The organism is Baekduia sp. Peel2402 (assembly GCF_052567285.1).
The window spans coordinates 2,100,285-2,125,848 of the sequence record NZ_CP199582.1 but is presented as its reverse complement, the minus strand read 5'-3'; the positions used below and the strand labels follow the sequence as shown (position 1 = coordinate 2,125,848).

The 25,564-nt window shown below is 72.1% G+C and carries 22 protein-coding genes; 5 read left to right on the top strand and 17 right to left on the bottom strand.

Translation table 11 applies throughout. The features are described from left to right. Nucleotides 1-53: 53 nt before the first annotated feature. Both ACT01A_RS10300 and ACT01A_RS10295 read right to left on the bottom strand, forming a co-directional pair. Nucleotides 54-1,715, bottom strand: coding sequence for a PKD domain-containing protein (locus tag ACT01A_RS10300; RefSeq protein WP_445152160.1), 1,662 nt, complete (start codon nucleotides 1,713-1,715; stop codon nucleotides 54-56). Between the two features lie 77 nt (nucleotides 1,716-1,792). Continuing rightward, nucleotides 1,793-3,148 (bottom strand): hypothetical protein, encoded by a 1,356-nt coding sequence (locus tag ACT01A_RS10295; RefSeq protein WP_445152159.1) that lies wholly within the window; start codon nucleotides 3,146-3,148, stop codon nucleotides 1,793-1,795. A gap of 208 nt (nucleotides 3,149-3,356) precedes the next feature. Here ACT01A_RS10295 and ACT01A_RS10290 point away from each other — a divergent pair, with 208 nt between their 5' ends. Next, nucleotides 3,357-5,153 (top strand): choice-of-anchor Q domain-containing protein, encoded by a 1,797-nt coding sequence (locus tag ACT01A_RS10290; protein WP_445152158.1) that lies wholly within the window; start codon nucleotides 3,357-3,359, stop codon nucleotides 5,151-5,153. Between the two features lie 357 nt (nucleotides 5,154-5,510). Then, complete coding sequence (locus tag ACT01A_RS10285; RefSeq protein WP_445152157.1) at nucleotides 5,511-5,684, top strand: hypothetical protein; 174 nt, start codon at nucleotides 5,511-5,513, stop codon at nucleotides 5,682-5,684. A 384-nt stretch (nucleotides 5,685-6,068) separates the two neighbouring features. Here the strand turns inward: ACT01A_RS10285 and ACT01A_RS10280 are convergent, their stop codons facing one another. Beyond that, entirely contained in the window at nucleotides 6,069-7,835 is a 1,767-nt protein-coding gene (locus tag ACT01A_RS10280; RefSeq protein ID WP_445152156.1) for a calcium-binding protein, read from the bottom strand. Nucleotides 7,836-8,176: 341 nt separating this feature from the next. On the opposite strand from ACT01A_RS10280, the gene ACT01A_RS10275 reads away from it, so the two are divergent. Continuing rightward, nucleotides 8,177-9,250: an alpha/beta hydrolase gene (locus tag ACT01A_RS10275; RefSeq protein WP_445152155.1), complete on the top strand. Its 1,074-nt coding sequence runs from the start codon at nucleotides 8,177-8,179 to the stop codon at nucleotides 9,248-9,250. Between the two features lie 10 nt (nucleotides 9,251-9,260). Here the strand turns inward: ACT01A_RS10275 and ACT01A_RS10270 are convergent, their stop codons facing one another. Both ACT01A_RS10270 and ACT01A_RS10265 read right to left on the bottom strand, forming a co-directional pair. Then, on the bottom strand, nucleotides 9,261-9,401 hold the full coding sequence (locus ACT01A_RS10270) for a helix-hairpin-helix domain-containing protein (RefSeq protein ID WP_445152154.1): 141 nt from the start codon (nucleotides 9,399-9,401) through the stop codon (nucleotides 9,261-9,263). A gap of 38 nt (nucleotides 9,402-9,439) precedes the next feature. Next, on the bottom strand, nucleotides 9,440-9,868 hold the full coding sequence (locus ACT01A_RS10265) for a DoxX family protein (RefSeq protein WP_445152153.1): 429 nt from the start codon (nucleotides 9,866-9,868) through the stop codon (nucleotides 9,440-9,442). A 67-nt stretch (nucleotides 9,869-9,935) separates the two neighbouring features. Here ACT01A_RS10265 and ACT01A_RS10260 point away from each other — a divergent pair, with 67 nt between their 5' ends. Next, complete coding sequence (locus tag ACT01A_RS10260; RefSeq protein WP_445152152.1) at nucleotides 9,936-10,946, top strand: methyltransferase domain-containing protein; 1,011 nt, start codon at nucleotides 9,936-9,938, stop codon at nucleotides 10,944-10,946. Nucleotides 10,947-10,994: 48 nt separating this feature from the next. On the opposite strand, the gene ACT01A_RS10255 is transcribed toward ACT01A_RS10260, so the two are convergent. Further along, a complete protein-coding gene (locus ACT01A_RS10255) occupies nucleotides 10,995-11,609 on the bottom strand; it encodes a hypothetical protein (RefSeq protein WP_445152151.1) in 615 nt (204 codons plus the stop codon). Then, entirely contained in the window at nucleotides 11,567-12,487 is a 921-nt protein-coding gene (locus ACT01A_RS10250; protein WP_445152150.1) for a LysR family transcriptional regulator, read from the bottom strand. The genes ACT01A_RS10255 and ACT01A_RS10250 overlap by 43 nt, the downstream gene beginning before the upstream one ends. A gap of 118 nt (nucleotides 12,488-12,605) precedes the next feature. On the opposite strand from ACT01A_RS10250, the gene ACT01A_RS10245 reads away from it, so the two are divergent. Further along, on the top strand, nucleotides 12,606-15,143 hold the full coding sequence (locus ACT01A_RS10245; protein ID WP_445152149.1) for a hypothetical protein: 2,538 nt from the start codon (nucleotides 12,606-12,608) through the stop codon (nucleotides 15,141-15,143). Nucleotides 15,144-15,149: 6 nt separating this feature from the next. Here ACT01A_RS10245 and ACT01A_RS10240 read toward each other — a convergent pair whose 3' ends face one another. The 10 genes from ACT01A_RS10240 to ACT01A_RS10195 are packed head-to-tail and all read right to left on the bottom strand — an operon-like array spanning nucleotide 15,150 to nucleotide 25,489. Continuing rightward, complete coding sequence (locus ACT01A_RS10240) at nucleotides 15,150-16,724, bottom strand: metallophosphoesterase (protein WP_445152148.1); 1,575 nt, start codon at nucleotides 16,722-16,724, stop codon at nucleotides 15,150-15,152. Beyond that, nucleotides 16,721-19,045 (bottom strand): FtsX-like permease family protein, encoded by a 2,325-nt coding sequence (locus ACT01A_RS10235; RefSeq protein ID WP_445152147.1) that lies wholly within the window; start codon nucleotides 19,043-19,045, stop codon nucleotides 16,721-16,723. Before ACT01A_RS10235 ends, ACT01A_RS10240 begins: the two co-directional genes overlap by 4 nt. Next, nucleotides 19,042-19,770 carry an ABC transporter ATP-binding protein gene (locus ACT01A_RS10230; RefSeq protein ID WP_445152146.1) on the bottom strand — a complete coding sequence of 243 codons (729 nt, stop codon included), beginning with the start codon at nucleotides 19,768-19,770 and terminating at the stop codon, nucleotides 19,042-19,044. The genes ACT01A_RS10235 and ACT01A_RS10230 overlap by 4 nt, the downstream gene beginning before the upstream one ends. Further along, nucleotides 19,722-20,426, bottom strand: coding sequence for a flavodoxin family protein (locus tag ACT01A_RS10225; RefSeq protein ID WP_445152145.1), 705 nt, complete (start codon nucleotides 20,424-20,426; stop codon nucleotides 19,722-19,724). Before ACT01A_RS10225 ends, ACT01A_RS10230 begins: the two co-directional genes overlap by 49 nt. A 9-nt stretch (nucleotides 20,427-20,435) precedes the next feature. Next, nucleotides 20,436-21,176, bottom strand: coding sequence for a cytochrome b/b6 domain-containing protein (locus ACT01A_RS10220; RefSeq protein WP_445152144.1), 741 nt, complete (start codon nucleotides 21,174-21,176; stop codon nucleotides 20,436-20,438). Next, nucleotides 21,136-21,831 carry a molybdopterin-dependent oxidoreductase gene (locus ACT01A_RS10215; RefSeq protein WP_445152143.1) on the bottom strand — a complete coding sequence of 232 codons (696 nt, stop codon included), beginning with the start codon at nucleotides 21,829-21,831 and terminating at the stop codon, nucleotides 21,136-21,138. The genes ACT01A_RS10220 and ACT01A_RS10215 overlap by 41 nt, the downstream gene beginning before the upstream one ends. Beyond that, nucleotides 21,828-22,289, bottom strand: coding sequence for a hypothetical protein (locus ACT01A_RS10210; protein WP_445152142.1), 462 nt, complete (start codon nucleotides 22,287-22,289; stop codon nucleotides 21,828-21,830). Before ACT01A_RS10210 ends, ACT01A_RS10215 begins: the two co-directional genes overlap by 4 nt. Further along, the gene (locus ACT01A_RS10205; protein ID WP_445152141.1) at nucleotides 22,286-23,563 is read right to left on the bottom strand and encodes a molybdopterin-dependent oxidoreductase; all 1,278 of its coding nucleotides are present in this window, start codon (nucleotides 23,561-23,563) and stop codon (nucleotides 22,286-22,288) included. Before ACT01A_RS10205 ends, ACT01A_RS10210 begins: the two co-directional genes overlap by 4 nt. 1 nt (nucleotide 23,564) lies before the next feature. Continuing rightward, nucleotides 23,565-24,773, bottom strand: coding sequence for a sensor histidine kinase (locus ACT01A_RS10200; protein ID WP_445152140.1), 1,209 nt, complete (start codon nucleotides 24,771-24,773; stop codon nucleotides 23,565-23,567). A 2-nt stretch (nucleotides 24,774-24,775) separates the two neighbouring features. After that, nucleotides 24,776-25,489 carry a response regulator gene (locus ACT01A_RS10195; protein ID WP_445152139.1) on the bottom strand — a complete coding sequence of 238 codons (714 nt, stop codon included), beginning with the start codon at nucleotides 25,487-25,489 and terminating at the stop codon, nucleotides 24,776-24,778. Nucleotides 25,490-25,564 lie beyond the last annotated feature (75 nt).

Here is a 25,564-nt window from a genome sequence, read left to right as displayed (position 1 = left end):
CAGCGGAGCTTGCGCGTGAGCTTCACCGCGCACGGGTTGCCGGCGCTGCCCGCTCAGCGCGCCAGCGGGATCCCGCGCAGCGGGAGCCGGGAGCTGCGCGCCGCGCGGGGCTTGACGAACGTCAGGTGCAGCGTCTTGGTCGCTGCGCGCCCGCTCTTGGGGCGGAAGACGAGCTTCAGCGTGTAGGCCCCGGCCTTGGGTCGCTTGGGCAGCTTCAGCGAGAAGCCGAGCGTCCCCGCCCGCGCGATCTCGACGCTGCCCTTGGAGGCGATCCGCGCTCCGCGCAGCAGCGAGACCTCGACCGTGCCCGCCGTGTCGACGGTGAGCACCAGCGGCAGCTTCTTGCGCGTCTTGGCCAGCGTCACCCGCTTGGGCGCGACGACGCTGAGCCCGCCGACGCGCGTGCTCTGCGTGCCGCCGCCGCCCGCCTGCTGGCTGACGGTCGCCGCCGACGGCGCGACCGTCACGGTGGCGCCCCCGGACGTCGTGGCCGGCGGTGGCGTGGTGGTCGTGGTGCCGCCGGGCGTGCCGCCCCCGGGCGTGGTGGTCGTCCCGCCCGTGGTCGTCGTCCCGCCCGACGGCGGCGGCGTGACCGTGATCGTCACCGTCCCCTGACCGGCGTTGCCCGCGCCGTCGTTGGTGGAGGCCTTGGCGACATAGGTTCCCGCCTGCGTGTAGGTGTGCGTCGGCGCGGTCCCGCTCCCGTGGGCGGTGTTGTCGCCGAAGTCCCAGTCATAGGTGTTGCCGACGCCGGACGTCGCGTCGGTCGCGCTCGCGCCGAACGTCACCAGCTCGCCGACGCCCACCGTCGACTTGCCGGCGCTCGCGGTCACCGCCGGCGCGACGCGGTCGAGCACGACGTGGCCGCAGACGGGCGTCGAGATGTTGGCGTTGTTGGAGGTCGCCTGCGCGAACTGGTCGGTCCCCGACGGGTTGTCGGGCACAGCGGAGTCGGCGGACATCGCGCAGACGTTCCAGTCCCCGTCGGGCTGCGCCGTCACGTTGGAGCTGCAGGTGAACGACGTCGTGCGGCTCGACGGGTTGGCGGCGTGGCTGCAGGGCTCCGAGGGGCTGCCGCCCGGCGAGCACGTGCCGCCGCGGTTGACGCAGACCCAGTTGGAGGCCACGCCGCCCGCCCCCTGCCACGGCGGGCTCGTCGCGTCCTGATAGTCGATCTGGATCTGCAGGACCGGGTTGTTGGTGTAGTTGGCGGTGCCGTCGACCGATACGCCGATGGCGGGCTTGGTTCGGTCGATCGTCGTTGCCGCGCAGTTGCCGATGTTCGCCGCGTCGAGCTTCCACGGCAGGTAGGGCCAGCGGTAGAAGGCGCTGGCGCACATCTGGTAGGTGTGGCCGTCTTCGAGCACCGTGTTGGTGGTGAACGGCGTCCCGCCGAAGTCCCCGCTGGACGGGCTCGGCCCGGACCGCACGCTCCCGGTGCAGTTCGACGACCCCGGGCCGCCGGTCGTGCCGTTGCTCGACTCGACCGTGACGTTGTCGCGGTAGGTGAAGAAGCAGAGGTAGTACGTGTAGTTGGTGTTGGCGCTCTCGTCGGTGCCGTTGACCGCCACCCAGTGCCAGAAGAACGCGTCGTTGGCCGCCGTCTTCGTGTAGGCGGGCTCGTTGTAGGCCTGAATGCTCGCCGGCGCGGGCGCCGTCCCGGCGGCCATGGCGAGCACGCAGGCGCTGACGACCAGCACGGTGATCCGTCGCATCACCCCATCCTGCGCCGTGTCCGTCACGGACCGCATCAGTGAAATCACCGGACCTGTCGCGCCGGCGGACGTGCCGACTACTTCACGCGCACGGTCAGCGTCTTCTTCGTCGCGCCGACCGCGACGACGACCGTGTAGGTGCCGTGCTTCAGGCGCGTGCCGCGGACCTTCGCGATCTTGCGCGTGAACGCGCCCTTCTTCGCCTTGTACGTGACCGTGCCCAGCGCTTTCTTCGCGCCCCGGCGGGTGACGGTGACGCGCACGGTCGCCGCCTTCGCGAGCGTGAGCCGAAGGGTGAACGCGCGCTTGGCCGCGATGGCCTTCGCCGCGCTGAAGGCAGGGGTCGACTTCGGCTTGGTCGTCGTGCCGCCGCTGGGCGGGGGCGTCGTCGTGCCGCCGCCGGGCGCGGGCGTCGTCGTGGTCGTGCCGCCGCCTCCGGACGGCGGGGTGACGTCGAACGACGCCCAGTGGACGTCGGACCCGCCGGGCACGACGAGCGTCGGCTGGAGCACGCACGTCTCGCCGTTGGCGACGGGTGCGGGCGAGACGCGGATGCCGTCCGGGGCGTTCCAGGCGATCTGGGTGCCGTCCGGCGACCAGAACGGGCGGCCGCCGCCGGCGTCGTTGGACACGTAGGCGTCGATGCCGCAGACGAGCTGGGGCGCGGGGTCGGTCGGCGGCGCGGCGCCGGTCGAGAACTCGGTGTAGGTGTAGAGCTCGAGCCGGTGGGGCTGGACCCCGGTCGCGTGGGCGGGGCCGAGGTCGAGCAGGAGCTTGGTCTGCGTGGGATGGAAGTCGAACCCGTCGAGCTCGTACGGGCTGTCGACCGGGAGCGCGATCCACGCGTCCATGTGCGCGGCGTCGTTCTGCCACACCGACAGCGTGCCGCCGTTGATGCCCGCCAGGCGGGCGTCGGGGTGGCGGAGCCAGTGCGGCTCGGTCAGGTAGTCGTAGGACGGGTAGGTGCTCGTCCCGATCGTCGGGCTGTTGCGGTTGACGAGCCGCACCGACGGGGTGTACGAGCCGCCGAGGCAGTTGTTCGAGCCCTTCCAGTACTGGGCCGCGACGAAGGTGCCGTCCGGCGACGTCGAGGTGCGGAACGGGCTCAGGCCGCCGCAGAGCCCGTACCTCTCGAACAGGAACGGGCCTTCGCGGACCGCGCCGTCCTGGCCGAGGACGACGAGGCTGGAGTTGCCGCCGTCGTCGTTCTGGCGCAGGAACGCGGTGATGCCACCGTCGTCGGCGACGGAGACGGCCTTGTAGCCGTGCGCTGCGTCGCTCGCGTGCGCGACCTTCTTGACGAGGCTGCCGTCCGGCCGCGCGATCGCCACGTCGTTGTCCTTGTCCATGAAGACGAGGCTCGCCGCCTGGGTGGCTGGCGCTCCGAGCAGCGGGCAGGACGCAACGAGCAGCACGGTGGCGAGGCGACGCATCCCGGCATCGCAGCAGGGCGGCGGCGAGGGCGCATCGGTGAAACCACCGGGGCTGTCCCGCTGAGTTTTCGTGCGCGGCGCGCCAACGACCACGTGGTCCTTGCGAAGCCAACGTCGGCTTCTGCTAGGCCGACCTCACCGACGGTCAGGGCTCGACGAGCTTGTGGGCAGCTGGCGGGACGACGAGGCCGTACGTATGCTCGCTGTCATGCGTCTGATCGCCACGATCGCCACGCTTGTCGCGACGTTCGCGGTCGCCGCATCGGCCAGTGCCGCCGAGTTCGTCGTCAACGTCACGACGGACGCTCACGACCAAGCCCTCGGCGATGGGCTCTGCCGGGACGCGACCGGTCATTGCACCCTGCGCGCCGCCCTCGAGCAGGCCAACGGCCAGGCGGGGGCCGACAGCGTCACTGTGCCGGCGGGGACCTTCAGCGCCACCGAGGAGCTCGTCATCACCTCCGCGATGACGGTCAAGGGCGCGGGCGCTCGCGCGACGGTCATCGACGGCGCCTCGAACGCTTCCGTGCTGGACGTCTTCGGTGCCGGCGCGGCGACGTTGTCGGGACTGGCGCTCACGGGCGCCGCGACCGGGCTCAAGGTGCGAGACGGCGGCAGCGTGGACGGCGACGGCATCGTCATCCGCGACAACATCTACCCGGAATTGAGCGGGGCCAGCGACACCGCGGGCCTGTTCGTCTCCGGCACCCACGTGACGCTCCGGGACTCGGCCATTGTCGGCAACGTCGGAGGCAGCAGCTCGACGCTCGTCGAGGGCGGCGGGGTGTACAACGGGGGCGGCACCCTCGTGCTGCGGCGGACCACGGTGGCCGGCAACACCGCGTCGGACGGGACCTCCCACTCCCGGAGCACGCTGGGCGGCGGGATCTTCACCACCGGGGGAGCGCTGACGCTCGACCACGTCACCCTCACCGGCAACAGGGCGCCGTCCGGCAATGGGGGCAACATCTACAGCACGGGCGCGGGCAGCGTGATCGTCGAGGACTCGATCATCGCCGCCGGAAGCGCGCCGTCCGGCGCCAACTGCTCAGGCACCGCGCCCCAAACGCGAGGGCGCAACCTCGCCGGCGACAGCAGCTGCGGATTCGGATCCGGGCAGATCGTCGCCGACCCGCTGCTCGGCCCGCTCGGCGACCACGGCGGCCCCACGGACACGCTCGTGCCCGGCGTCGGCTCACCCGTCGTCGACGCTGCCGCCGCGTGCTCCGACGACACCGCCGACCAGCGCGGCGCCCCCGCACCGGTCGGCACGGGCTGCGACATCGGCGCGGTCGAGATCGGTGCCGGGCGCAGCGTGACGCTGCAGTCCTCTGCCGCTGAGGTCGCGTCCGGCGCCGGGGTGACCCTGGTCGCCACCGCGACCAACACCGGCTTCGACGCCTCCCAAGCGACGACGGTCAGCTTCGACCTGCCCGCCGGCGCCGGCGCCGACCTGATCTACGGCTCGAACGGGACGTGCGCGGGAACGAGCTGCTCCCTCGGGGCGCTTACGCCCGGCGCAACAGCGACCGTGATCCTGGCGCTGCGCCTGCCCGCCACCCCCGGCCCCGCCACCACGACCGCGCGCGTCTCCGGCGCCACGCCGGACTCGTCAGCCGCCGACGACACCGCCTCGGTGACGACGAACGTGATCGGCGCCGCTCCCGCTCCGTCTCGGTCTCCGTCTCCGTCCCCTACGCCTTTCCCGGCCGCCGACCGCAAGGCGCCCGTCGTGAGCAAGGTCGCCGTCGCGGGCCGCCTACGGGCCGGCCGGCAAGGGAAGCTGGCCTTCACCCTCTCCGAAGCGGCCACGGTGCGCGTCACGGTCAGGCGGAACGGCAAGGTCCTCGGCGTGATCAAGGGCCGCGGGGCCAAGGGGGCGCACACGCTGCGCATCCCCAAGCACCTGGTACGGCCGGGGGGCCTGCAGCTGACCGTGACCGCGACCGACGCCGCCGGCAACAGGTCGGTCGCGACCCGGCTCAAGGTCCGTGTGCGCACGTAGCCGAGGCCGCGCTTCACCAGGTCCTGTGCGTGGTCGGCTGCCCTCGGCCCGGTCCGCCCAGCGCACTGCACCCAACGCATCAGGAGCAAACCGCCCATTGCTGATCGAGCCGGACTCGGCTCGCGACAGCTCATGGCCGTGTCCAGGCAACGTGGCCGTGCCGGCCCGTCGGCGCTGCTGGGTAGGGTCGCCGTCGCGTGGAAGCGAAACCGGCACGCCGAACAGCAGCTGCGGGTCACGAAGCCCTTCGTCGGGAGACACCAGTGCAGCCCCTGCGGCGAGGCCGACGTCCTTGGAGATGAGGGCGACGCCGCTGTTTCGTGATCGCGCGAGCACGAGATCGGGAATACTGGGGCAATGGCTCCGCGACCGCTCACCGACGCCGCCGTCCTCAAGCAGCTCAAGACCGTAGGCGAGAAGATCGCCGGCACGGTCGGCGGCAAGGAGCGGCTTGCGCTCCTGCGTCGCCAGGCCCAGCTCGGAGATCAGCGCGACGCCGCCGCCGACAAGGCGCGCAAGGCCAAGCACTAGCCGTCGCCACCCGCGGCCGGCGAATTGGCCGCCATCTGGTGGCAGACCCGAAGGACGCTGCCGACCGGCCGGCAGGCGTATCGGCTCTTCGTGGCGTGGAACGGGTCCCACATCGCCGGGGGCGTCGCGCTGTGCTGCCTGGACGGCGGCGTCGGCACCCTGCTGCTCCTCCATCTTCTTCCTGTCGATCGTCTTCGCGGCGACGGCCGAGTCCCGGGATCGCGACACGGGCGGGCACATTGAGCGCATCGGCGAGATCTCGGCGATCCTCGGCCGGGGTCTCGGCCGTCCGAGGAACCCGTGTTTCGGGCGGATTCTTGTGGGTTTAGGCCATGAACGGTCTTTCATGGCCTATGCCCTTGTTGTCGGCTAAGAGCGGTTGGGCTAGCCGAGCTCGTTGCAGCTGACGACCGGGTCGTTGGGGTCGGCTTCGACGGGGTAGTCGGCGCCGGCGCCGCAGTTGACCGCGGTGTCGGTGCGGTTGTCCTGGGAGCGCAGCTTGTCCGAGCCGTCGCCGCCGTAGAGCTCGTCGACGCCCTCCTCGCCGTAGACGGTGTCGTTGCCCTCGTTGCCGTAGAGGATGTCGTTGTCGTCGAGGCCGTGGAGGATGTCGTTGCCGCCGAGGCCGTAGATGGTGTCGTTGCCCTTGCGGCCCCAGATCTCGTTGGGGGCGTCGTTGCCGCGCAGCTGGTCGTGTTGGTTGGTGCCCTCGAGGATCTCGCCGCCGCCAAGGATCTGCGAGTGCGCGCAGCCGCCGGGCTCGGGGACGGCGAAGGCGTCGCCGGGCGTCGCCCCGGTGCCGAGCTGGGCCCAGACACCGCGGTCGCCGCCGGGCAGGAGCAGGTTGCCCTGCCGTGCGAAGCCGATGATGTCGCCGCTGGCCCCGGTTCCGGTGTCGTTGCCGCCCCAGAGCGTGTGGCCGGCGCAGGCGTTGTCGGTGACGAGCTGGTCGTTGTCATCACCGCCGGCGAGGTAGTCGCCGCCGGAGCCGACGGGATCGCCCTCGCTGATCAGGGCGTCGGTGCCCGCGTTGCCGTAGAGCTGGTCGGCGTCGCCCTCGCCGGTGAACAGGATCTCCTGGTTGGGGCCGCCGGTGACGACGTCGTCGCCCGGGCCGCCGTTGAGGTCGAGGCTCGCCTCTGGCGGGAAGAGCGTCCCGCTTGCGCCGATCGACATGGTGTCGTTGCCGAAGTCGCCCCAGGCCGTGACGTAGCGCGGGGTGGAGATCGTGCAGGTCAGCGTCAGCGTGGCGGTCTTCGGGCAGGTCGTGGTCGCGGTGGGCGCCTCGTCGAAGTCGATGCGCACCTGCGTGGATGACGGTCGCGTGATCGCGAGCGTGTCGGGGTCGTTGCCCAGGCGTCCGAGGACGACGACGCCCGAGTCCGCGCCGCGGTTCTCGACGTAGGCGTGAGGAGCCGCAGGACGGGACGCGCCCTCGGGCACGTCGGCGCACGCGACCACGACCCCGTTGCTGCGGCACTGGTCGGCGCCGGCCTCGCCGCGCAGGGTGTCGTCGGCCGCACCGTTGCTGCGTCCGCGCAGGATGTCGTTGCCGCCGCCGCCGCGCAGGTCGCTGGTGCTGTTGGGCTTGGCCGTCAGGTCGTCGTCGAACGCGCTGCCGATGATGTTCTCGACGCCGATGAGATCCTCGTCGGCGCCCTCGCCCTTCGCGAGGCCGTCGGCGGTGAAGCTCGCCGGGCAGCTTCGCTCGGCCGGGAAAGTGTCGGCTTTGAGCTCCACCGTGACGCCGGCCGTGCTCGGGTTACCACTAGCGTCGCGCCCGCTCGGGGTCATGCTGGCGAAGCTGACCGTGTCGTTGCCGTCGCCGCCGATGTAGCAATCGCGGTTGGTGCCGCCACGGAGCACGTCGTTGCCGGTCTGGCCATGCAGGAGGTCGGTGCCGTGACCGCCGATCAGCACGTCGTTGCCGCCGCCGCCATAGATCTCATCGTCGAGCAAACCGCCGTAGATGACGTTGTCGCCGTCGCCCGCGCAGATCACGTCGGACTGTGACGTCCCTACGATCACCGCTGCGTTGCTAGTGATCGTGCACGCAGCGGCCGAGGCGTCACCTGGCCGCGTCGCGGCTCCTAGAAGAACGATCAGCATGCAGCAGCCGGTGACGACCGCCGCCCGGCGGGCAAGGGACATGGACACCATCAGGAACTCTCCTCAGGTTGGTGCAGAGACCTCGGTCTACCCGTGACCAGTCGCACACATCTATAAAGTGCTCAGCATTACTGAGTGACCTTGAGGGCATCCGGTCGCCGACCGTTGGTCGTCTTCTGCGACGGCGCGGGAGTGGCCGTCGAGCACGACTGCATGTTCGATTTTCGTGAGTCTCCGAGAGCGGCTGATCGCGGCGAAAGGTGGCTGCCGCTCGGTGTGGAGGACACCGCGAAGCCGGCGGTGGCGCCGGCTTGAGCCCGCGGATCGTGGTCTCGTCTCGGAACTCTGTCGTCGGCGTGCCGCAGCCCCGGTAGGTTCCGCCAATGTCCTCCGCCTCGCCCTACCGGCTGACGCCGGCCGATCGCGTCGAGCGCGCCGGCGCGCGCGTGCTCGGGCGGTTGTCTCCGCGGGCCGCGCGCCGGCTGGCGGGACGGCCGGTCATCCTCGACGGGCAGACGCTCGATCCGCAGATTCAGCTCGTGCTCAAGCTCGGCGAGCGTCGCGGGCTGGGTGGGTGGGAGGCGCAGGGCGCTGAGGGCGCGCGTCGTCAGGTGCGCCGTTCGGCGTTGGTCACGGCGCGGCCGTTGCCGCGTGTTGCGGCCGTGGCCGACCTGACCGTCCCGGGCCCGGCCGGACCGCTGCCGGCGCGGCGCTACATCCCGCCGCCCGGGCCCGCGCTGGCGCCGGGCGAGGACGGTGCGGGGCCGGCGTTGGTCTTCTTCCACGGCGGCGGCTTCGTCTTCGGCGACCTCGACTCCCACGACGAGCTGTGCCGGATGCTGTGCTTCCACGCGCAGGTGACGGTTATTGCCATTGACTACCGGCTCGCGCCGGAGGACCCGTTTCCGGCCGCCGTCGACGACGCGTCCGCCGCCTTCGCGTGGGTCCACGCCAACGCCGCGTCGCTCGGGATCGATCCGGACCGGATCGCGGTCGGTGGCGACAGCGCGGGCGGCAACCTCTCGGCCGTCGTCTGCCAGCTGGCCCGCGCCGCCAGCGCGCCGACGCCCGCCTTCCAGCTGCTGATCTACCCCAAGACCACCCACGAGCCGACCCGCTCGGGTGAGCTCTTCGCCCGCGGCTTCTTCCTCGTCGAGGAGGACATCGCCTGGTTCCAGGCCTCCTACGCGGCCGCCGACGCCGACCCCCGCGCCTACCCCGCCGCCACCTCAGACCTTTCCGGCCTGCCGCCGGCCTACGTCGTCACCGCCGGCTTTGACCCGCTGCGCGACGAGGGCGAGGCCTACGCCGCCCGGCTCGCCGCCGCCGGGGTCCCCACGGTCGCCCGCCGCCACCCGGGCCTCATCCACGGCTTCGCGAGCATGACCGCGGTCTCGCAGGCCTCCCACGACGCGGTCGTGGAGCTGGCGGGGGCGCTGCGGATGGGGCTGGCGTAGGCCGCGTCGCTCAGGACGGTCGCGGGTCCTGCGCCAAGCGCTCGCGGGAGAACGCGTGCCAGGGCCGGGCGTCGCCGGTCTCGGCGAAGGCGATGACCGCGCGGTAGGTGTCGAGCAGGCACGGGTCCTCGGCCGTGCCGCGCGCCGTCAAAGCCCAACGCGCGCCTTGTACAGATCAGACGTCGCCGGCTAAGACGAGCGCGCGGTGAGCACGCGGCGTGCGTCGGTGGCGCCCAGCGCCCAGGCGACGAGCAGCGGCTGGAAGAGCAGGCGGATCGCGCGCTTGGTGTCGGTGTCCAGGCCGAAGGCATCGCGGTGGCCGGTCAGCTGAGCGACGTTGCCGGGAAACACCGCGACGAACAGCGCGGCGGTTGCGGCGCCGACCATGGCGCGGCGCGGTTGCTTCCAGGTGCTCACCAGCGCGGCGCCGAAGGCCAGCTCGACGACGCCGGAGAGCAGGACGACCGTGTCCTTGTCCAGCAGCGGCACCCAGTCCGGGACCTGGGCCTGGAACTCCTCGCGCGCGAAGGTCATGTGGCCGGTGCCCGCCGTGAGCAGGAAGCTGCCCAGCGTCAGCTGCGCCGCGGCGCGCAGGCGCCCCTTGGTCTTGCCGTTCATCCCGTCAGGCTAGCCGTCGACCGGGGTCGGGCTTAAGCGCCGTCGATTCGCTGCCGATCACCAATTCGTGCCCTCCCTCGTGCAGAACCTCATGGTCTGGGACGCCAGCTACGACTGGCCTGAAGATGGCGAGGAGTGGTCCGCGGCGTGGGGTGGCTCGGCCAACCACTGGTCGATGTGGCTGTACCCGCGCGTGCGGGCGTTTCTGCCGGCGAAGAAGGTGCTGGAGATCGCCGTCGGGCACGGGCGCTGGACCCAGTACCTCGCGCAGCGCTGCGACGAGCTGATCGGCGTGGACATCGCGGGCACGGCGATCGCGCACTGCCGTCAGCGGTTTGCGGACGATCCGCGGCTGAGCTTCCACGTCAACGACGGAACGTCGCTGGCCGCGGCGTCTGACCGCTCGGTCGACCTCGTCTTCAGCTTCGACTCGCTGGTGCACGCCGAGGCTGACGTGCTGGGCGGCTACATGGTCGAGTTCGCGCGCGTGCTGAGCGACGACGGCGTCGTGTTCATCCACCACTCGAACGTCGCCGCGCTCGGCGCGGTCGATCCCGAGCGCGTCCATTGGCGCGCGCCGTCGGTCTCCGCGGCGATCGTCGAGCGCTTCGCCGCCAGCGCCGGGCTTCGCTGTGTCATCCAGGAGCCGTTTGCCTGGGAGGCCCAGACCCTCACCGACTGCATCTCGGTCATCACCCGGCCCGGATCGCGCTGGGACACCGGCGCCAACCGCGTAGAGCCCAACGACCGCTACCGCACCGAGGAGACCCGGATGGGCCTCACGGTCGCCGGGCTCTACCCGCCGGCGCCGCCGCTGGCCCAGCACGGCGCCTCCCACGCCGAGGCACTGAACCTGGCCGCGGCCGGCGACGCCCAGGGCGCACGAGCGCTGCTGGCCAACGCGCTGCGCCGCACCATCGCCCCGGAGGCACTCAACGACCTCGCGGTCCTCTCACACCGCTGCGGCGACCACAAGACGGCGATCACGTTGTTGGAGGCCTTGGTGTGCCTCCATCCCGACGACGTGGCCGCTCGCGAGAACCTCGCCGACCTGCGCACGCAACCGGACCTCCGGTAAGAAGCTCACCTAAATCTCTACCGAGGGATACGTAGTGTTGCGCGGCGCTCAGGGCCCGACGCAGAGCACGTAAGCCACGGGCGTGCGTGGAGCGGTCCCGCCGTTGAACAGGCTCACGCGCCAGCGGACCACGGGGCGTTCTTCACCGACGGGGATCGAGTCGACCATCTTGTCGTTGGTGACTGCAGGCCCAGCGAAGCCGCCTCCGCCGCCGGTCGCGCGCTGGCCTGGGTCGCAGGCCGCGCTGACGGCGCCGACGGCGCCGGGCGCGATCGGATCGCCGCTGATCTGGTGCACGGTGCTCGCCGCAGCGGGCAGGATGCCCTTGGCCAAGTCCTGTGCCTTCACCGACCCGTTGCGAATCGCGCGGCTCGTCACCGCGTCGTCGTGGAGCTTGCCCTGCGTGATCGCGCGGTCGCGCAGCTCGAGGTTGCCGACGGCGCCATTTCGCAGCTGCTTCTGTCCGACGCTGTCGGCGGGGAGCTGCGTGGCCGCGTAGCCGGTGCCGCCGAGCGCGACGATCAGCGCCGTGCACGCGACGACCATCGCGGGAGAAGGACGACCCAAAGGCAACATGATGATCTCGATGGTTCCCGCGTGCAGGTTGCGCGAACCCTCGGCTACAGCGCCGCCGCTGCCGCCACGATCTGCTTGCGCAGCCATCGATGCCCGGGATCGGTCGTCGACCGCGGGTGCCAGGTGAGCGTCTCGAGCAGTGGTGGGATCTCGAACGGGGGTGAGACGACGCGGAGCTCGGCCGACTCGGCGAGCAGGTCGGCGAGCCGGCGTTGGATGAACGTGACGAACCCGGTGCCTCGTAGAAGCAGCGGTCCGGTGACGAAGCTCGCCACGAGGACGTTGGCGCGGGTGTCGTGCCCGAGCTCGGTGAGCAGCGAGTCGACCATCGATGGCTCAGATCCCACGCTGAAGCTGAGGTAGGGCGTGGCGGTGAAGTCCGCGATCGTCATCGAATCGGTGATGCGCGGATTGCCGCGCCAGCCTGCGAGCGCGAACTCGTCGACGAAGAGCTCCTCGCGCGGGAGCCCGCTGTGCCGGCTCAGACGATCCGGCACGACCGCGAGGTCGACCTCGCCGGAGTGCAGGCGGTCGGCGTGATCGCTCATGCCGTGGGTCACGAGCTCGAGCCGGACGTGAGGCGCCTCGGCCGCCAGCGTCCGCGCGACCGGTCCCATCAGGATGAGCGCCGTGTAATCGGTGACCATCACGCGGAACGTCTGCTCGTCCTGGTGGGGATCGAAGTCCTCGTGTGAGGTCACGATGTCCTCGACCTCCAAGAGCATCGTGTGGATGCGCTCGGCGATCCGCTCGGCGAAGGGCGTGGCGCGCATCTCCCGCCCGGACTTGACCAGCAGCTCGTCCCCGAAGAGGAGCCGCAGCCGGGCGAGGGCAGCGCTCGCGGACGGCTGCGTCACGCCGAGGCGCTCGGCGGCGCGCGTGACGTTGCGCTCCTGCATCAACGCGTCGAAGGCCTTCAGGAGGTTCAGGTCCATCCCGCGGAGGGCGTTTCCCCGTGAAGCCATAGATCTCGTCGATGGTCGTGCGTCGAAATTGTGATTTGCCTACGTCTCTCGCACGAGCATACAGTCGCCAGAGTTGGATGCAGTAGCGGGATGTCCCGGGTCAATGGAGGAGAAAGCAATGTCGTTGAGTGCTGTGCGAAAGGCGCGTGCCGCGCTGGCGGTCGCGTGCGTCGTCGTTCCCGCCCTACTCGCCGGGGGCGTCGCGACGGCCTCGGCCGCCGTGGCCAATCCATGCACGACCGCGCCGACGCCGGTCTCCAGCCCGCCGGCCAACCCGTTCGGGGCCAACGTCACGATCTTCGATCCGTCGATGTCGGTGAGCTCGATCAACGCCGCGCTCAGCGCGGCCCCGCCGGCAGGCGGCAAGCGGCAGTTCTTCTTCCTGCCGGGGACCTACGGCGACCCGACGGTCACGCCGTCCACGGCCACCACGAGCAACGTCATCCAGGCCCAGGTTGCCAGCGGCACCGTCGTCGCGGGCCTCGGCAGCGGTCCGTGCGACGTCGTGATCAACGGCGCCTTGAGCATCAACAACGGCGGGCTGGCGATCCGGCCGAGTCAGATGTCGAACCTGACGATCAACCCGATCCAAGCCGGTGTCCCGGCGGGCGGGATGCTCTGGTACACGTCGCAGACCGCGACGCTGCGCCGGGTCAACATCCTGGGCAACTTGTACGTCTCGCAGGTCACCCCGACCGCGGGCGCGTGCCAGAACCCGTGCGATCCGATCACCCAGGGTCTGCCGATCAACCTCATCTTCGGCGTTGCTAATGGCTTCGTGATCTCCAACTCGGTCGTCACCGGGAAGGTCATCAACAACGACGGTCTCAACCGCCCGAACGTCGAGGGCGACGGCGGCAACTCCGACATCTACTTCCAGCAGGACGACATCGGCGGCTACACGGGCTTCGGCTCCGACATGGTGTTCAACGGCACGCTCGGCGCGCCGTCGGACGACTTCGGCCCCGGCTCGATCTCGCCGTACGCCGCGCCCGGCCACATCACCAACGTCACGCGCGCGCCGGTGATCCGCGAGGCGCCGTGGGTCTACTACGACGGCAGCCAGTTCCAGGTCTTCCGCCCGTCGGCGCAGTTCGACGTGCGCGGCCCGAACTGGAGCGTCGCCGCCAACCAGGGCGACTCCCTGCCGCTGAGCAGCTTCTACCTCGCGACGGTCGCCGGCGGTGACAACGCCACCACGATGAACGCGGCGCTGGCGAGCGGGAAGAACCTGATCTTCGGCCCGGGCACCTACGTCCTGGACGCGCCGATCACCGTGACGCACCCCGACACGGTGGTCATGGGCCTGGGCGACGCGATCCTGCGCGCCGACAACACCTCGACGCTCGTGGTCAAGGACTCCGCCGCCGGCTCGACGTTCTCCAAGTTCAACGCCAACGGCCGCGCGTTCGACCCCAACGACGTCGGCCAGGTGCCGTTCGCGGAGAACCAGATCGTGATCGGCGAGACGCCGCACGGTGGTGGCTCGTCGGCCGACCCGACGACGCTGAACGACGTCAGCTCGGTCAGCGGCTCCAGGAACCTGTACCTGATCAACCAGGACTACACGATCCTCAACCAGGGCCAGATCCAGAGCAACAACAACTCCGGCGACGGCTACACCACCACCAACTGGACCAACGCGGCCAGCAGCGAGACCGGCGCGATCGTCAACGGCGACCACATCACCTGGCAGGGCATCTGGCTCGAGCACTTCAAGAAGACCCAGATCACCTGGAACGGCGAGTACGGGAACGTGACGTTCCTGCAGAACGAGCGGCCGTTGACCGTGCCGTTCGACATCCCGGGTGAGATCGGCCAGCAGCCGCACGTGTGGAAGATGAACAACAACTTCGACGGGTACCCGGCGCTGGCCATCTCGTCGAACGTCGATCACTTCACCCTGCACGGCTTCCAGTCGTGGAGCCGGCTCGGGAACGGCTGCTACTGCAACGTGACCAGCGTGATCACCAGCCCGGTCAAGCCGGGCGTGACCCTCCACGCGCTGTTCACCGGCGAGATCCTCGGCTCCACGCCTCCGGGCACGACGCCCACCGGCGCCACCGTCGGCGGCGCGTTCAACCTGGTCAACCTGGACGGGGTCTCGGCCTCGGTCCCGTTCTCCACAGGGCCGTGGGGCGGGACGTCGGCCTGGCCGTACTCGGATGTGGCCGGGCACGGGGCCACCGCGCGGCGCAGGGACTTCCCGACCGCGGCGGACTACCCGGCCGTCGATCTGACCGGCCCGAAGGGCGACACCGGCCCGGCCGGCCCCATCGGTCCGGTCGGTCCCGCTGGCCCAGTCGGTCCGGTCGGTCCGGTCGGTCCCGCGGGCCCTGCATCGGATGCGCCGGGCAAGCTGTCGGTCGCGACCAAGCACGTCACGGTCAAGGTCAACGGCAAGAAGTCCACGCGGGCGAAGCTCACCAAGCTGTCGGTCACCGGCTTGGTCGCCGGCTCCTCGGTCAAGGTCGCGTGCGACGGCGTCGGCTGCGGCGCCTCCAAGGCGACGTCGGTCAAGGTCAAGGGCACGTCGGTCAACCTGCTCACCACCAAGACGGTCAAGGGCAAGCTCTTGGCCAAGAACACGCTGATCAAGGTGACCATCACCGTGACCGGGCACAAGGCCCACACGCTCTACTACGTCACGAAGTAGCAGCGCTCAGCCGCTGATCGCGTCGCCCGCTCCCAGGCGGTCCGGCGCGGTCTGCGGCGGGAGCGCGCGGGGGACGCCCGGCCGGCGTGGCGGGCGAGGCGCGCGGCCGGCGGGGAGGTGGAGGCGGACGTTGCGCGCAGATGCAGGCCCAGCGGCGTGGACGGGCCGGCCGCCTTGGGGGTCGAGGAAGGCGAGGTCGCGGGCGATGCCGGCCAGCGAGGACTCGTCGTTGGGCCGGCCGGTGTGGTCGGCCATCCAGGTCTCGATCGCGAGGCCGCGGCCGGCGGTCTCGACGAGGCGCAGGGCGCGCCACTGCTGGGGCCAGTCGACGATCGAGGCGGTGGTGATCAGCCAGTAGCCGCCGGCGGCGGCGCGTCGAGGTGCGATCGCGTTGCGGTGGGTGTGGCCGGCGAGTACGGCGATAACGCGGGGGTCGGCGTCCAACACGTCGAAGATCGCGTCGCCGCCAGCGGTGCCGTGGAGCGGCTGATGGACGGCGACCATGATGTAGCGGTTGCCTGCGGCGGCGAGATCGCGCTGGAGCGCGGCGAGGGTGGCGGGGGTGACGAGGCCGCCCGATCCGGCGTCGCGGCGGACGAGGTCCAGGACGATCATGCGCAACTGGTCGCCGACGTCGACGGCGTAGTCGAGCCGCTCGGACGCGCCCGCGCGCAGCCGCCCGACGACGTCGGCGGCGTCGAGCTGGGTCCGCGCCGGGTCGGGCGCGACGCGGATCGCGTCGCCCGCCAGGCCTGCGGCGAGGAGCTGGTCGACCTGGGCCCGCGTTGGTGCGGCGCCGCGCAAAGACTCCAGCAGCTCCGGTGCGGGCGTCACCAGCAGGCGGTCGCCGGTGGCCGCTGCGCGCGTCGCGTCCGACGGCGCGACCTCGCCCGCGACCAAGATGTCGTGGTTGCCCAAAACCGCGTGCCAGGGTGCGTCGAGACCGGGCGAGCGGATCGGCGCGACGGCACGGCGCAGGAGCTCGGGATGTCTCGGAGCGTCGACGTCGGGCCGGTAGTACAAGGGGTCGGGGATCGACGCATCCTGTACGCCTTGGTAGCCCCGCCTGCCGGAGTCTGGCCGGACCGTGCCGCCACGCAGGAGCCCGAGCGCCCACTCCAGCTCGTTGCGCTGGGCGGAGTCGGCGAGGTCGCCGGTCACCAGGACCGCCTGTGGCCGTGCGGCGTTGACGGCCTCGACGGCCGCGGCGACGGTCTGCGCGGTCAGCGCCTCGTGCCAGCGGAAGGCCGATCCCAGCGGCGCGCCGAGCCGGTCCAGGAACGCGACGCGGCCGGGTGACTGCGCGTCGCGCACGTGCAGGTCGGAGACCTGGGCGACGGCGGCCAGGGCTCGGCCGGTCGCCCCGGCGCGCGGCGCCAGCTCGGTGCGGTCGGCCAGCGGCAAGCCGGGGCCGCGGGCCAGGAGGCCGTCGCCGTCGGGGTCGACGAGCGTGCGCAGGAGCGTCGAGCCCGGATCGCCGCCCCGTCCGGCCGCGCCGCAGCCGCCCAGCAGCGCCGCGGCCGCCGCGGCGGCGGACGACGCGAGTAGCTCGCGGCGGGTGGGCCGGGCGCGCCGGGTCATGCCTCCTCCCGCAGCCCGGCGACGACCGGCTCGCGCGTCAGGCGCCGCCCGGTCAGCGCGGCGGCGACAAGCGACAACGATAACAACACACCGGCCACCAACAGCACCTGGCCGGCGCTCGCGCCGAGCGGCAGGTCCGCATATCCCGCGGCCAGCCGCGCGACCAGCGGCGCCAGGACCAACGCCTCCAACATGGTCGCCACGACCAGCGCGGGGGCGACGACCGCCACCGCCGCGCCGCCCAGCAGCCGCGCCAACGCGCCGGCGTCGGCACCGGCGGCGCGCAGCGTCGCGACCGCGCCGCGCCGTTCGCGCGCGGTCAGCGCCAGCGCGCCCACCAGCGCGTGCAGGCAGACCAGCGCGACGCTCAAGGCCACGACGCGCAGCAGCCCGGCCAGGACGCCGAGAAAGGCGCCGTTGTCTCCGGTCGCGCCGCGGACCGGGTCGGCGCTGGCGCCGAGGTCGCGCAGGCCGCGGGCAATCCGCGCGCGGTCGGCGCCGTCGCGCAGGCGCAGGACAATCGGCCCGCTGAGCGCCGCGCCTGCCGCCTCCAACCGCGCCGGCTGGACGTAGGCGACGCGGCCCTCGTCTTGCAGCGCGCGCACGACCCCGACGACGCGGAAGCGCGCCTCACGCGGGGACGCCGGCTGGACGACAAGCGTCGAGCCCGGCCGCAGGCCGAGCGCGTCGGCCAGCCCGAGCCCGACCTCCGCCTCGCCCGGCCCGCGTACGCGGCGACCCTCGGCCAGCGGCGGCGCCTCGAAGCGCGTGTGGTCGCCCGGGTAGGCGATGACCTTGAGTGGCGACCCCAGCGATGAGGCGCTGACCGCGTCGATCGAGAACCGCGGCGCCGCGGCCTCGACGCCCGGGATCGCGGCGACGGCGGCCGCTTGCGAGGGATCCAGCCGCGCGGTCAACTGATAGCGCTTGCCCAGCGTCGCGGGGTCGTCGCGCAGCGCCTCGAGCGTGGTGGCCAGCGCGAGCAGCAGCAGGACCACGCCCGTCGCCGTCCCAAGGACCGCGATGACCGACGCGAAGCGCGCGCGGCGCGCCGCCACCAGCCGGGCGCCGAGCGCGCCGAGGCCGCCGCGCGTCCGCCCACGCCCGAAGCCGCCGCCCCCGCGCCGCCGCCGCGGCGGGTCCGCCACGTCACCGCCACGCAACAGCGTCGCGGGCGCCCGTCGCGCCGCGCGCCAGGCCGGCAGCGCCGCGCACGCGGCAACCAGCGCCACCGCTGCCAGCCACACGGCGCCGAGCAGCAGCACCTCCACGCCCCACCCGGGCGCCAGCTCGTTCAAGGACGACAACACGCTCGCGGTCGGCGCACGCGCGACCACCGCGCCGACCACGGGTCCCACCGCCGCCGCCGGCGCGGCCACCAGCGCCCCACGCGCGGCGTGGACGCCGACGACCGCGCCCGGCGTCACGCCCAGCGCGCGCTGCAGCCCGATCCGGTCCAAGGCGCGCTGGACCTCCGATTGCGCGCCCGCCGCCAGCAGCACGCCCGCCAGCCCGGCCGCCACGATGCCAAAGGCCACCAACAACGCCACGACGATCCCGGCCGCCTGGCCGATCAGCGCCTGCACGCCGCTGCGCGTGAGGAACCGCAGCTCGCGCAGCCCGAACGACGACTGGCGCGCCGCGGAGACCAGGACGTCGGCGCGCGACCCATCCTGCGCCCACAAGGCCACCATGTTGACCGGGAAGCGCTCGCCGGGCTGGGCGCCCAGCCGTGCCAGCAGCGCGGGCTCGCTCACCGTCACCCGCGCGGTCTTGGCCAGCGGGAACGCCACGTTGTCCGGCGCGACCGACACGCCCACCACCCGCAGCTCGCCCAACCGCCCGACGTCCAGCGTGTCGCCGACGCCGAGGTCCCACGCGCGCGCGAGGCCGCGCTCGATCACGACCTCGTCGGTGCCGCGCGCGCCCGGCGTCAGGTCACGCCCCGCGACGATCGCGTAGCCGCGCCGCCCGTCCGGCACCACCTGCAGAACACCCTGGCGCGTGCGGTGCCCGTCCGCGGCACGCAGCGGCAGCCCTGTGCGCTCATAGCGATACGACGCCGCCGCGAGGTTCGGCAGATCCCCGACCGCGCGTGCGACGACCTCCCGGTCCTGCTCGGCAAAGCGCGCCACGACCGTCGGCACGTCGGCCCGCTCGGCGGCCCGGTCAAAGCCGGTCGACAGCGCGTAGGCGACGCTTAGCGCGACGCCGAGGACGAGCCCGGCCGCCGCGATCCCGACGCCGGTCAGCAGCGCGCGACCCGGCCGCGCGCGCAGCGACGTCCACGCGGTGCGAAGGGCGAACGCCGCGGCGCTCATGCCGGCGTCAGCGCGCCGTCCTGCAGGCGCAGCACGCGATCGGCGCGTGCGCTGGCCTCGGGCTGGTGGGTGACCATCACCACCGCGCGCCCGTCGTCGGCGATCCCGCGCAGGAGGTCGAGGACGACGGCGCCCGCGGCGGCGTCGAGGTTGCCGATCGGCTCGTCGGCCAACACCAGCGACGGATCCCCGACCAGCGCCCGGGCCAGCGCGAAGCGCTGCTGCTCGCCGCCGGAGAGCTGATGCGGCCGCAGGCCCGCGACCGCGCCCAAGCTGAGCTGCTCGATCAGCGCCCGCCCACGCGCGGCGACCGCGGGGCCGTCAGCGCCCGGCAACGTCGAGGGCAGCAGGACGTTGGCCTCGCCGTCGAGCTCGGGCAACAAGTGGAAGAACTGAAAGACGAAGCCGATCTCCTCTCGGCGCAGCGCGCTCAACGCCCGCTCCGACGCGCCGGCCACGGGACGCCCGGCGACCGTGACCGCCCCGGCATCGGCACGGTCCAGCCCGCCGAGCAGCTGCAACAACGTGGACTTGCCGCTGCCCGACCGCCCGACGATCGCCACCAGCTCGCCGCGCTCGACCTCCAGGTCGACGCCGTCGAGGATCCGCCGCTCGGCGCGGCCGCTGCCGTGGACCTTGACCAGGCCCCGAGCGCGCAGGATGGGGTCGGCCGACGTCAGCGGTACTCCGGGTTGGGGTGGTCGAAGCGCGCGCCCGCGTCCCACTCGGCGCGCTGGTTGCCGTAGGCGGGGATCCCGCCCGCGTCCTTCAACATCCGCGCCAAGTGCATCAGGTTCCACGCCATGAACGTGGTGTTGCGCTGGGTGAACTCGTTCTCGCGGCCCCCACTGCCCGGGTCGGCGTAGGACGGTCCGGGCCCGGCCTCGCCGATCCAACCGCAGTCGGCCTGTGGCGGGATCACGTAGCCGAGGTGCTGCAAGGAGTACAACACGTTCATGGCCACGTGCTTGATCCCGTCCTCGTTGCCGGTGACCATCACGCCGCCGACGCGGCCGTAGTAGATCCACTGCCCGGCCTCGTTGAGCTGCCCCGAGTAGCCGTACAGGCGCTCGATCACGCGGGTGGCGATGCTCGTCTTCTCGCCGAGCCAGATCGGCGTGCCGAGGACGAGGATGTCGGCGGCGAAGACGCGCTCCTGGAGCGCGGGCCACTCGTCGGTCGCGAAGCCGTGCTCGGTCATGTCGGGCTGCACGCCGGGCGGGACGTCGAGGTCGGCGACGCGGACCGACTCCACCTGTACGCCTTGGGCGTCCATGATGGCAATGGCGTTGTCCATCAAGGCTTGGGTGTTGGACGGCTCGGTGCCGGGCTTGAGCGTGCAGTTGAGAAACAGCGCGCGCAGGTCGGAGAAGTCGGGCATCAGGGCCTTTCAGCGGAGGGTGTCGAGGATCAGCACGACCGTCGCGACGCTGCCGGCGAGCAGCACGAGGGCCCCGGCGAGGCGGGTCTGTGGCGAAGGACGCCAGACGTCCGGCTCCGGCGTCCAGGCCGCGTGGTGCTTGCGGGCGAACGCGGCGTCGACGCGGCCGTCGGTCATGCCTTGCAGCGCCGGGCGGGTCGGCTCATGGACGAGCGCGAGGTAGAGGTGGCCGGTGACCAACGCCAGCGCGGCGAACATGCAGGCGTCGTGGACGGGGATCGTGCCCGGGAAGCGCAGCGCGGTGTTGCGCTCGCCGAGATACAGCAGGATGCCGGTGACGACGAACAGCGCGGCCAGCGCGGACTGAAGCACCGCGTGGACCTTCTGCCCGGCGTTGAAGCGTCCCGCCCGCGCGCCCCGCTGCCGGCGCAGCCACCGGATGTCATCGTCGGTGAAGCGCTCGAGCTCTTGGCGCGTGCGGCGCAGGCGGCGGTGGTCGCCGCCGACGGTCAGCGCCAGCAGCGCGGTCAGCCACAGGCCCGCCGTGCCCAGGTGCAAGGCCTTCAACAACGGTCGGTCGCCGATCGCGCTGGCCAGCACCGGCAGGTAGAGCGCCAGCCCGGACGCCGACAGCGAGAAGAACGCGACCGCGTGGACCCAGTGCACGGCGCGCTCGGTGGAGCCAAAGCGCGGGACCGTGGCGGGCGGCTCAGAGGCCGTTGGAACGACCGACGTACGCGTCGCGGTCATAGCCTCGCTGTTCCCAGTAGCCGTCTTTGACCGTGTCGGTCACGGTGATCCGCTGGACCCACTTGACGCCCTTGTACCCGTACATCTGCGGCATGACGACGCGCGCGGGCGCGCCGTGTTCGCGCGTCAGCGGCTTGCCGTCCATCTCCAGCGCGAGCATCGCGTCGGGCGCGGCGCGGATCTGCTCCAGGGTGAGCGTGTCGACGTAGGGCTTCTCGGAGGAGACGAATGACAGCGCCGTCGCGTTGGGCAGCAGGCCCGCGCTGGCCAGCAGGTCGTCGAAGCGCACGCCGCGCCAGCGCACGTCGTTGACCGACCAGCCGGTGACGCAGTGAAAGTCGGAGACCTGCTGCGCGGCGGGGAGGGCCTGCAGGTCGTCGAGCGTGAAGCGCTGCGGCCGCTCGACGAGCCCGTCGATCTCCAGCCGCCAGGTCGCGGGGTGGAAGTGGGGGAACGGCGGGTTGACCGAGTAGATGCGCCAGCCCTCGCCGAGCGGGATCGCCGAGCGCACCGGCGCCGGCAGCACCGTCGTGGACTTCGCGACGAGTCGCGCGACCTGGTCGCCCCACAGCAGGCCCGTGATCCCGACGCCGACGACGCCAAAGAACGCGCGCCGCCCGATCGGGCGGCCGTCCGGGACCTGCTCGTCGCTCATGCGCGGCTCCTTCGCAATCGGATGGCGTACACCAACGCTGATGCGCTGAACAGGATCGCGCAGATCAGCAGCCAGCGCGCCAGGAAGTCCGGCGGGGCGTGCCCGACGTCCTTGACGTAGTTCTCGCGGCCGTCGCCGAGGATCAGCGGGAAGAACACCAGGAACATCACGCCGGCCATCACGGCCGGGACGCGGATGTGGTTGATGGCGTTGACCTGGCGCAGCGGGTGGTCGACGACGCCGAGGCGGGCGATGGCGTCCAACAGCACGTAGATCGGGAGGAAGACGAGATCGTGCAGCAGCGCGCCGCCGACGAACCACGCGACCCAGTTGATCCAGTGGCTGTAGCGGGACAACAAGACCTCGCTGAGCGCGTAGTAGGCGATCGCGAACGCGACGAGGTGCCCGAGCAGGTGCAGCGGCGAGGCGCCGTAGTACCTGCGGAACGCCGCGGTCATGCCGCGGCCCCGAACGCGAGCTTGCCGACCCACTTCGTGCAATGCACGCCGGGCAGGGCCGGGACGATGATGCGGGCCGGGTAGCCGTGGTCGAGCGGCAGGTCGGCGCCGTTGACCTGCAGGGCCAGCAGCGCCTGGTCGTCATGCCACTGGTCGGTGCTCAACGTCGTCTGGCGAAACGCGCCGTGCGGCTGCAGCGACTCGACGTGCAACAGCATGTCCTTGCCTGCGCCCGCGCGGGCGGCGAGGTCCTTCAGCCGCACGCCGGTCCAGCGCTGGGTCGTCGTCCAGCCCTCGACGCAGGCAATCGGGAGGTCGTGGCTGTGCTGGTCCATCGCCAGCAGCGCGGCGCGCGAGAGCATGAGCGGCGCGGTGCCTCCGTCGCCGCCGCTCGTCAGCTCCAGCCGCCACGCCGCGCCGACCATCGCCGGCGTCACGCGCGCCAGCCGCGCGGTCTTGTTGACCGGGAACGTCGTCCCGCGTCCGCGCGGCGCCAGCAGCGCGACCGACCGCAGCGGCCCGCCGATCGACTGCCCGGCGGTGACGACGAACAGCCCGGCCGAGGCGGCGCCGACCAGCGCGAAGACGCCGCGGCGCGAGATCGTCGCGGGCTCGGGGACCGGCGGCGCCAGGCCGCCGGCTTCATAGGGCTCGGCCTCGGTGGCGGCGATCCCGTCGATGAGCGGCTGCAAGGCACCGCGCTCGCGGATCGCGCGCCGCATCGTCGGCAGCTTGATCGCCACGTGCAGCGCCAGCGCGGTGAGGAACACCCACGCGCCGTAGTAGTGCGCGACAACGAAGTTGAAGTGCCACGGGTAGTAGAGCTGGGCGTTGAAGATCCCCGTGCCGAACTGGAAGATCGCGCCGCCGACGAGCCCGAGCAGCGAGAGCCGCTCCAGTGCCTTCGCGGGCGACGCTACCGGCGGCCACGCGAACAGCTTGGGGATCACCGACCACAGCTTGGCCAACAACAACGGCACGGCGATGATCCCGACGATCGTGTGGAGCGACTGGTTCAAGGCGAACAGCCACACCGGCCGCGTCGGCCAGTCGAAGATCAGCAGTTGTAGGTCATGGTCGCGCGGGACGACCGCGTTGGCGCCCAGGTCCGGGTTATAGGCCGCGTGCGAGAGGAACCCGGTCGCGCCGACGATCACCACCGCGACGAGCAGGACCGACCCGAGGATCGTGGTCAGCCACGGGCCGCGGACGGGGGAGAGCCAGAAGTCCTCGCGGCTGGGGCCGGGCGGCGGGTCCTTCGGCAGCAGGGGCACGTCAGCGCGCCGCCTCGGACACGCCGGGCAGCCGGAAGCGCACCGAGGCGCCGGTCTCCGGCTCGGCGACCCAGATCCGGCCGCCGTGGGCCTCGACGATCGCCTGGGCGATCGCCAGCCCGAGGCCGGCGCCCGCGTCGGTGCGCGAGGCGTCGGCGCGGAAGAACGGCTCGAAGACGCGGTCGCGCAGCGGCGCCGGGATGCCGCTGCCGGTGTCGGAGACCTGGACCTCGACCTCGCCGCCGTGCGCCAGCGCGCGAACCGTGACCTCGCCGTCGGGCGGCGTGTGGCGGATCGCGTTCTGGATCAAGTTGTAGAGGACGCGCTGGACCTTGTCGGGGTTGGCGCGCGCGACCGCCAGGTCGGCGGCCGACTCGGAGCGCACCGCGACGGCGCCCGCGGCGGCGGTCGGGCGCATCGCGTCGACGGTCTCGGCGACGAGCAGGTCCAGGCGGACGCGCTCGGTCATCGCGCCGAGGTCGCCGCTGCGCACGCGCGTCAGCTCGAAGAGGTCGTCGACCAGCGCGCTCAGCGCGGTCAGGTGCGTGCCCATCCGCCGCGCGTACTCGCCGCGGTCGTGCTCGTCGACGACGCCGTCGCCGATCGCCTCGGCCAGCAGCCGCAGGGCGGTCAGCGGCGTGCGCAGGTCATGCGAGACCGCGGCGAGGAGGCGCGAGCGGGCCTCCTCCTCGTCGTGCAAGCGGCCGACCATCACGTCCACGTCGGCGGCCAGGCGTCCCAGCTCGTCGGTTGGCACGGCGTCCGCCGCGCCCGCGCCGGTCAGCACGTCGCGTCGTCCTTCGCCGACCGCGTCGAGCGTCGTGCGGACCGCGTCGAGGTCGGCCAGCGCGCGGCGGCCCAGGACGAGCCCGGCCCACAGCGCGAGCACGCCGCAGTCGACCACCAGCAGCACGGTCAGCAGCGCGTCGTGGGGCGAGACGAACATGATGGCGACGAACAGCCCGACGCCCGCGGCCAGCTGGGCGCCCGCGATCGCGGCGATCGCCCCGAACTGCGCGCGCAGGCCACCGAGCACTGCGCGGTGCGAGACGGCGACGGTGGTCAGCGCGACCGTCGCCCAGCCCAGCGGCAGCAGGATCTCGGCGGTGACGACGAACGCATGGCCGCCATAGACCAGGCCGGCCACGGCCGACAGCGCCAGTGCGGTCAACGTCGAGCACAGCAGCCCGAGCGCGGTCGTGCGGATCATGGTCATGACGTTGGCGCGGCGAAGCGATAGCCGACGCCCCAGACCGTCTCGATGTACTTGGGTTGGTCGGGGTCGCGCTCGATCTTGGCGCGCAGCCGTCGGATGTGGACGGTGACCGTCGAGGTGTCCGTGTAATAGGAGAACCGCCAGACGTGGTCCATCAGCTGCTCGCGGGCGAAGGCCTTGCCGGGGTGCTGGGCGAGGAAGAGCAATAGATCGAACTCGCGCTGGGTCAGCAGCAGCGGCTCGCCCGCGCGCGTCGCCTCGCGCGACTCGGGATCGATGACGAGGTCGTCGACCTCGACGCGCGGCGCCCACGTCGTCGCCGGGTCGTGGCGGCGCAGCACGGCGCCGACGCGCGCGACCAGCTCGGCGGGGGAGAACGGCTTGACGACGTAATCGTCGGCGCCAAGTTGTAGGCCGGCGATGCGGTCGGTCTCCTCGCCGCGGGCGGTCAGCAGGATGATCGCGGTGCGCGCGCCCTGCTGCTCGCGCATGAGGCGCATGACCTCCAGGCCGTCGATGCCGGGCATCATCACGTCGAGCACGACGAGGTCCGGGCGCTGGCGCGTGAAGGCGTCCATCGCGGCGTGCCCGTCGCCGACGACGCGTGCGTCGTAGCCCTCGCGCTCCAGGTAGCGCGAGACGATCTCGCCGATCGTCGGCTCGTCGTCGACCACCAGGACCGACGCGGGGGTGCGGGGCTGCTCGGTCATGCGCCGCCGACGATGACACGTGCGGACCGAGTTGGCGCAAGGTCCGGGGCATCCGTCATCGATCCGTAAGGTCCA

What these genes read in the sequence shown, in the direction of transcription:
- ACT01A_RS10300 (WP_445152160.1), bottom strand. Translation starts at nt 1,715, where the DNA reads ATGCGACGGATCACCGTGCTGGTCGTCAGCGCCTGCGTGCTCGCCATG.
- ACT01A_RS10295 (WP_445152159.1), bottom strand. Translation starts at nt 3,148, where the DNA reads ATGCGTCGCCTCGCCACCGTGCTGCTCGTTGCGTCCTGCCCGCTGCTC.
- ACT01A_RS10290 (WP_445152158.1), top strand. Translation starts at nt 3,357, where the DNA reads ATGCGTCTGATCGCCACGATCGCCACGCTTGTCGCGACGTTCGCGGTC.
- ACT01A_RS10285 (WP_445152157.1), top strand. Translation starts at nt 5,511, where the DNA reads ATGGCTCCGCGACCGCTCACCGACGCCGCCGTCCTCAAGCAGCTCAAG.
- ACT01A_RS10280 (WP_445152156.1), bottom strand. Translation starts at nt 7,835, where the DNA reads ATGTCCCTTGCCCGCCGGGCGGCGGTCGTCACCGGCTGCTGCATGCTG.
- ACT01A_RS10275 (WP_445152155.1), top strand. Translation starts at nt 8,177, where the DNA reads ATGTCCTCCGCCTCGCCCTACCGGCTGACGCCGGCCGATCGCGTCGAG.
- ACT01A_RS10265 (WP_445152153.1), bottom strand. Translation starts at nt 9,868, where the DNA reads ATGAACGGCAAGACCAAGGGGCGCCTGCGCGCCGCGGCGCAGCTGACG.
- ACT01A_RS10255 (WP_445152151.1), bottom strand. Translation starts at nt 11,609, where the DNA reads ATGGCTGCGCAAGCAGATCGTGGCGGCAGCGGCGGCGCTGTAGCCGAG.
- ACT01A_RS10250 (WP_445152150.1), bottom strand. Translation starts at nt 12,487, where the DNA reads ATGGCTTCACGGGGAAACGCCCTCCGCGGGATGGACCTGAACCTCCTG.
- ACT01A_RS10245 (WP_445152149.1), top strand. Translation starts at nt 12,606, where the DNA reads ATGTCGTTGAGTGCTGTGCGAAAGGCGCGTGCCGCGCTGGCGGTCGCG.
- ACT01A_RS10240 (WP_445152148.1), bottom strand. Translation starts at nt 16,724, where the DNA reads ATGACCCGGCGCGCCCGGCCCACCCGCCGCGAGCTACTCGCGTCGTCC.
- ACT01A_RS10235 (WP_445152147.1), bottom strand. Translation starts at nt 19,045, where the DNA reads ATGAGCGCCGCGGCGTTCGCCCTTCGCACCGCGTGGACGTCGCTGCGC.
- ACT01A_RS10225 (WP_445152145.1), bottom strand. Translation starts at nt 20,426, where the DNA reads ATGCCCGACTTCTCCGACCTGCGCGCGCTGTTTCTCAACTGCACGCTC.
- ACT01A_RS10220 (WP_445152144.1), bottom strand. Translation starts at nt 21,176, where the DNA reads ATGACCGCGACGCGTACGTCGGTCGTTCCAACGGCCTCTGAGCCGCCC.
- ACT01A_RS10215 (WP_445152143.1), bottom strand. Translation starts at nt 21,831, where the DNA reads ATGAGCGACGAGCAGGTCCCGGACGGCCGCCCGATCGGGCGGCGCGCG.
- ACT01A_RS10210 (WP_445152142.1), bottom strand. Translation starts at nt 22,289, where the DNA reads ATGACCGCGGCGTTCCGCAGGTACTACGGCGCCTCGCCGCTGCACCTG.
- ACT01A_RS10200 (WP_445152140.1), bottom strand. Translation starts at nt 24,773, where the DNA reads ATGATCCGCACGACCGCGCTCGGGCTGCTGTGCTCGACGTTGACCGCA.
- ACT01A_RS10195 (WP_445152139.1), bottom strand. Translation starts at nt 25,489, where the DNA reads ATGACCGAGCAGCCCCGCACCCCCGCGTCGGTCCTGGTGGTCGACGAC.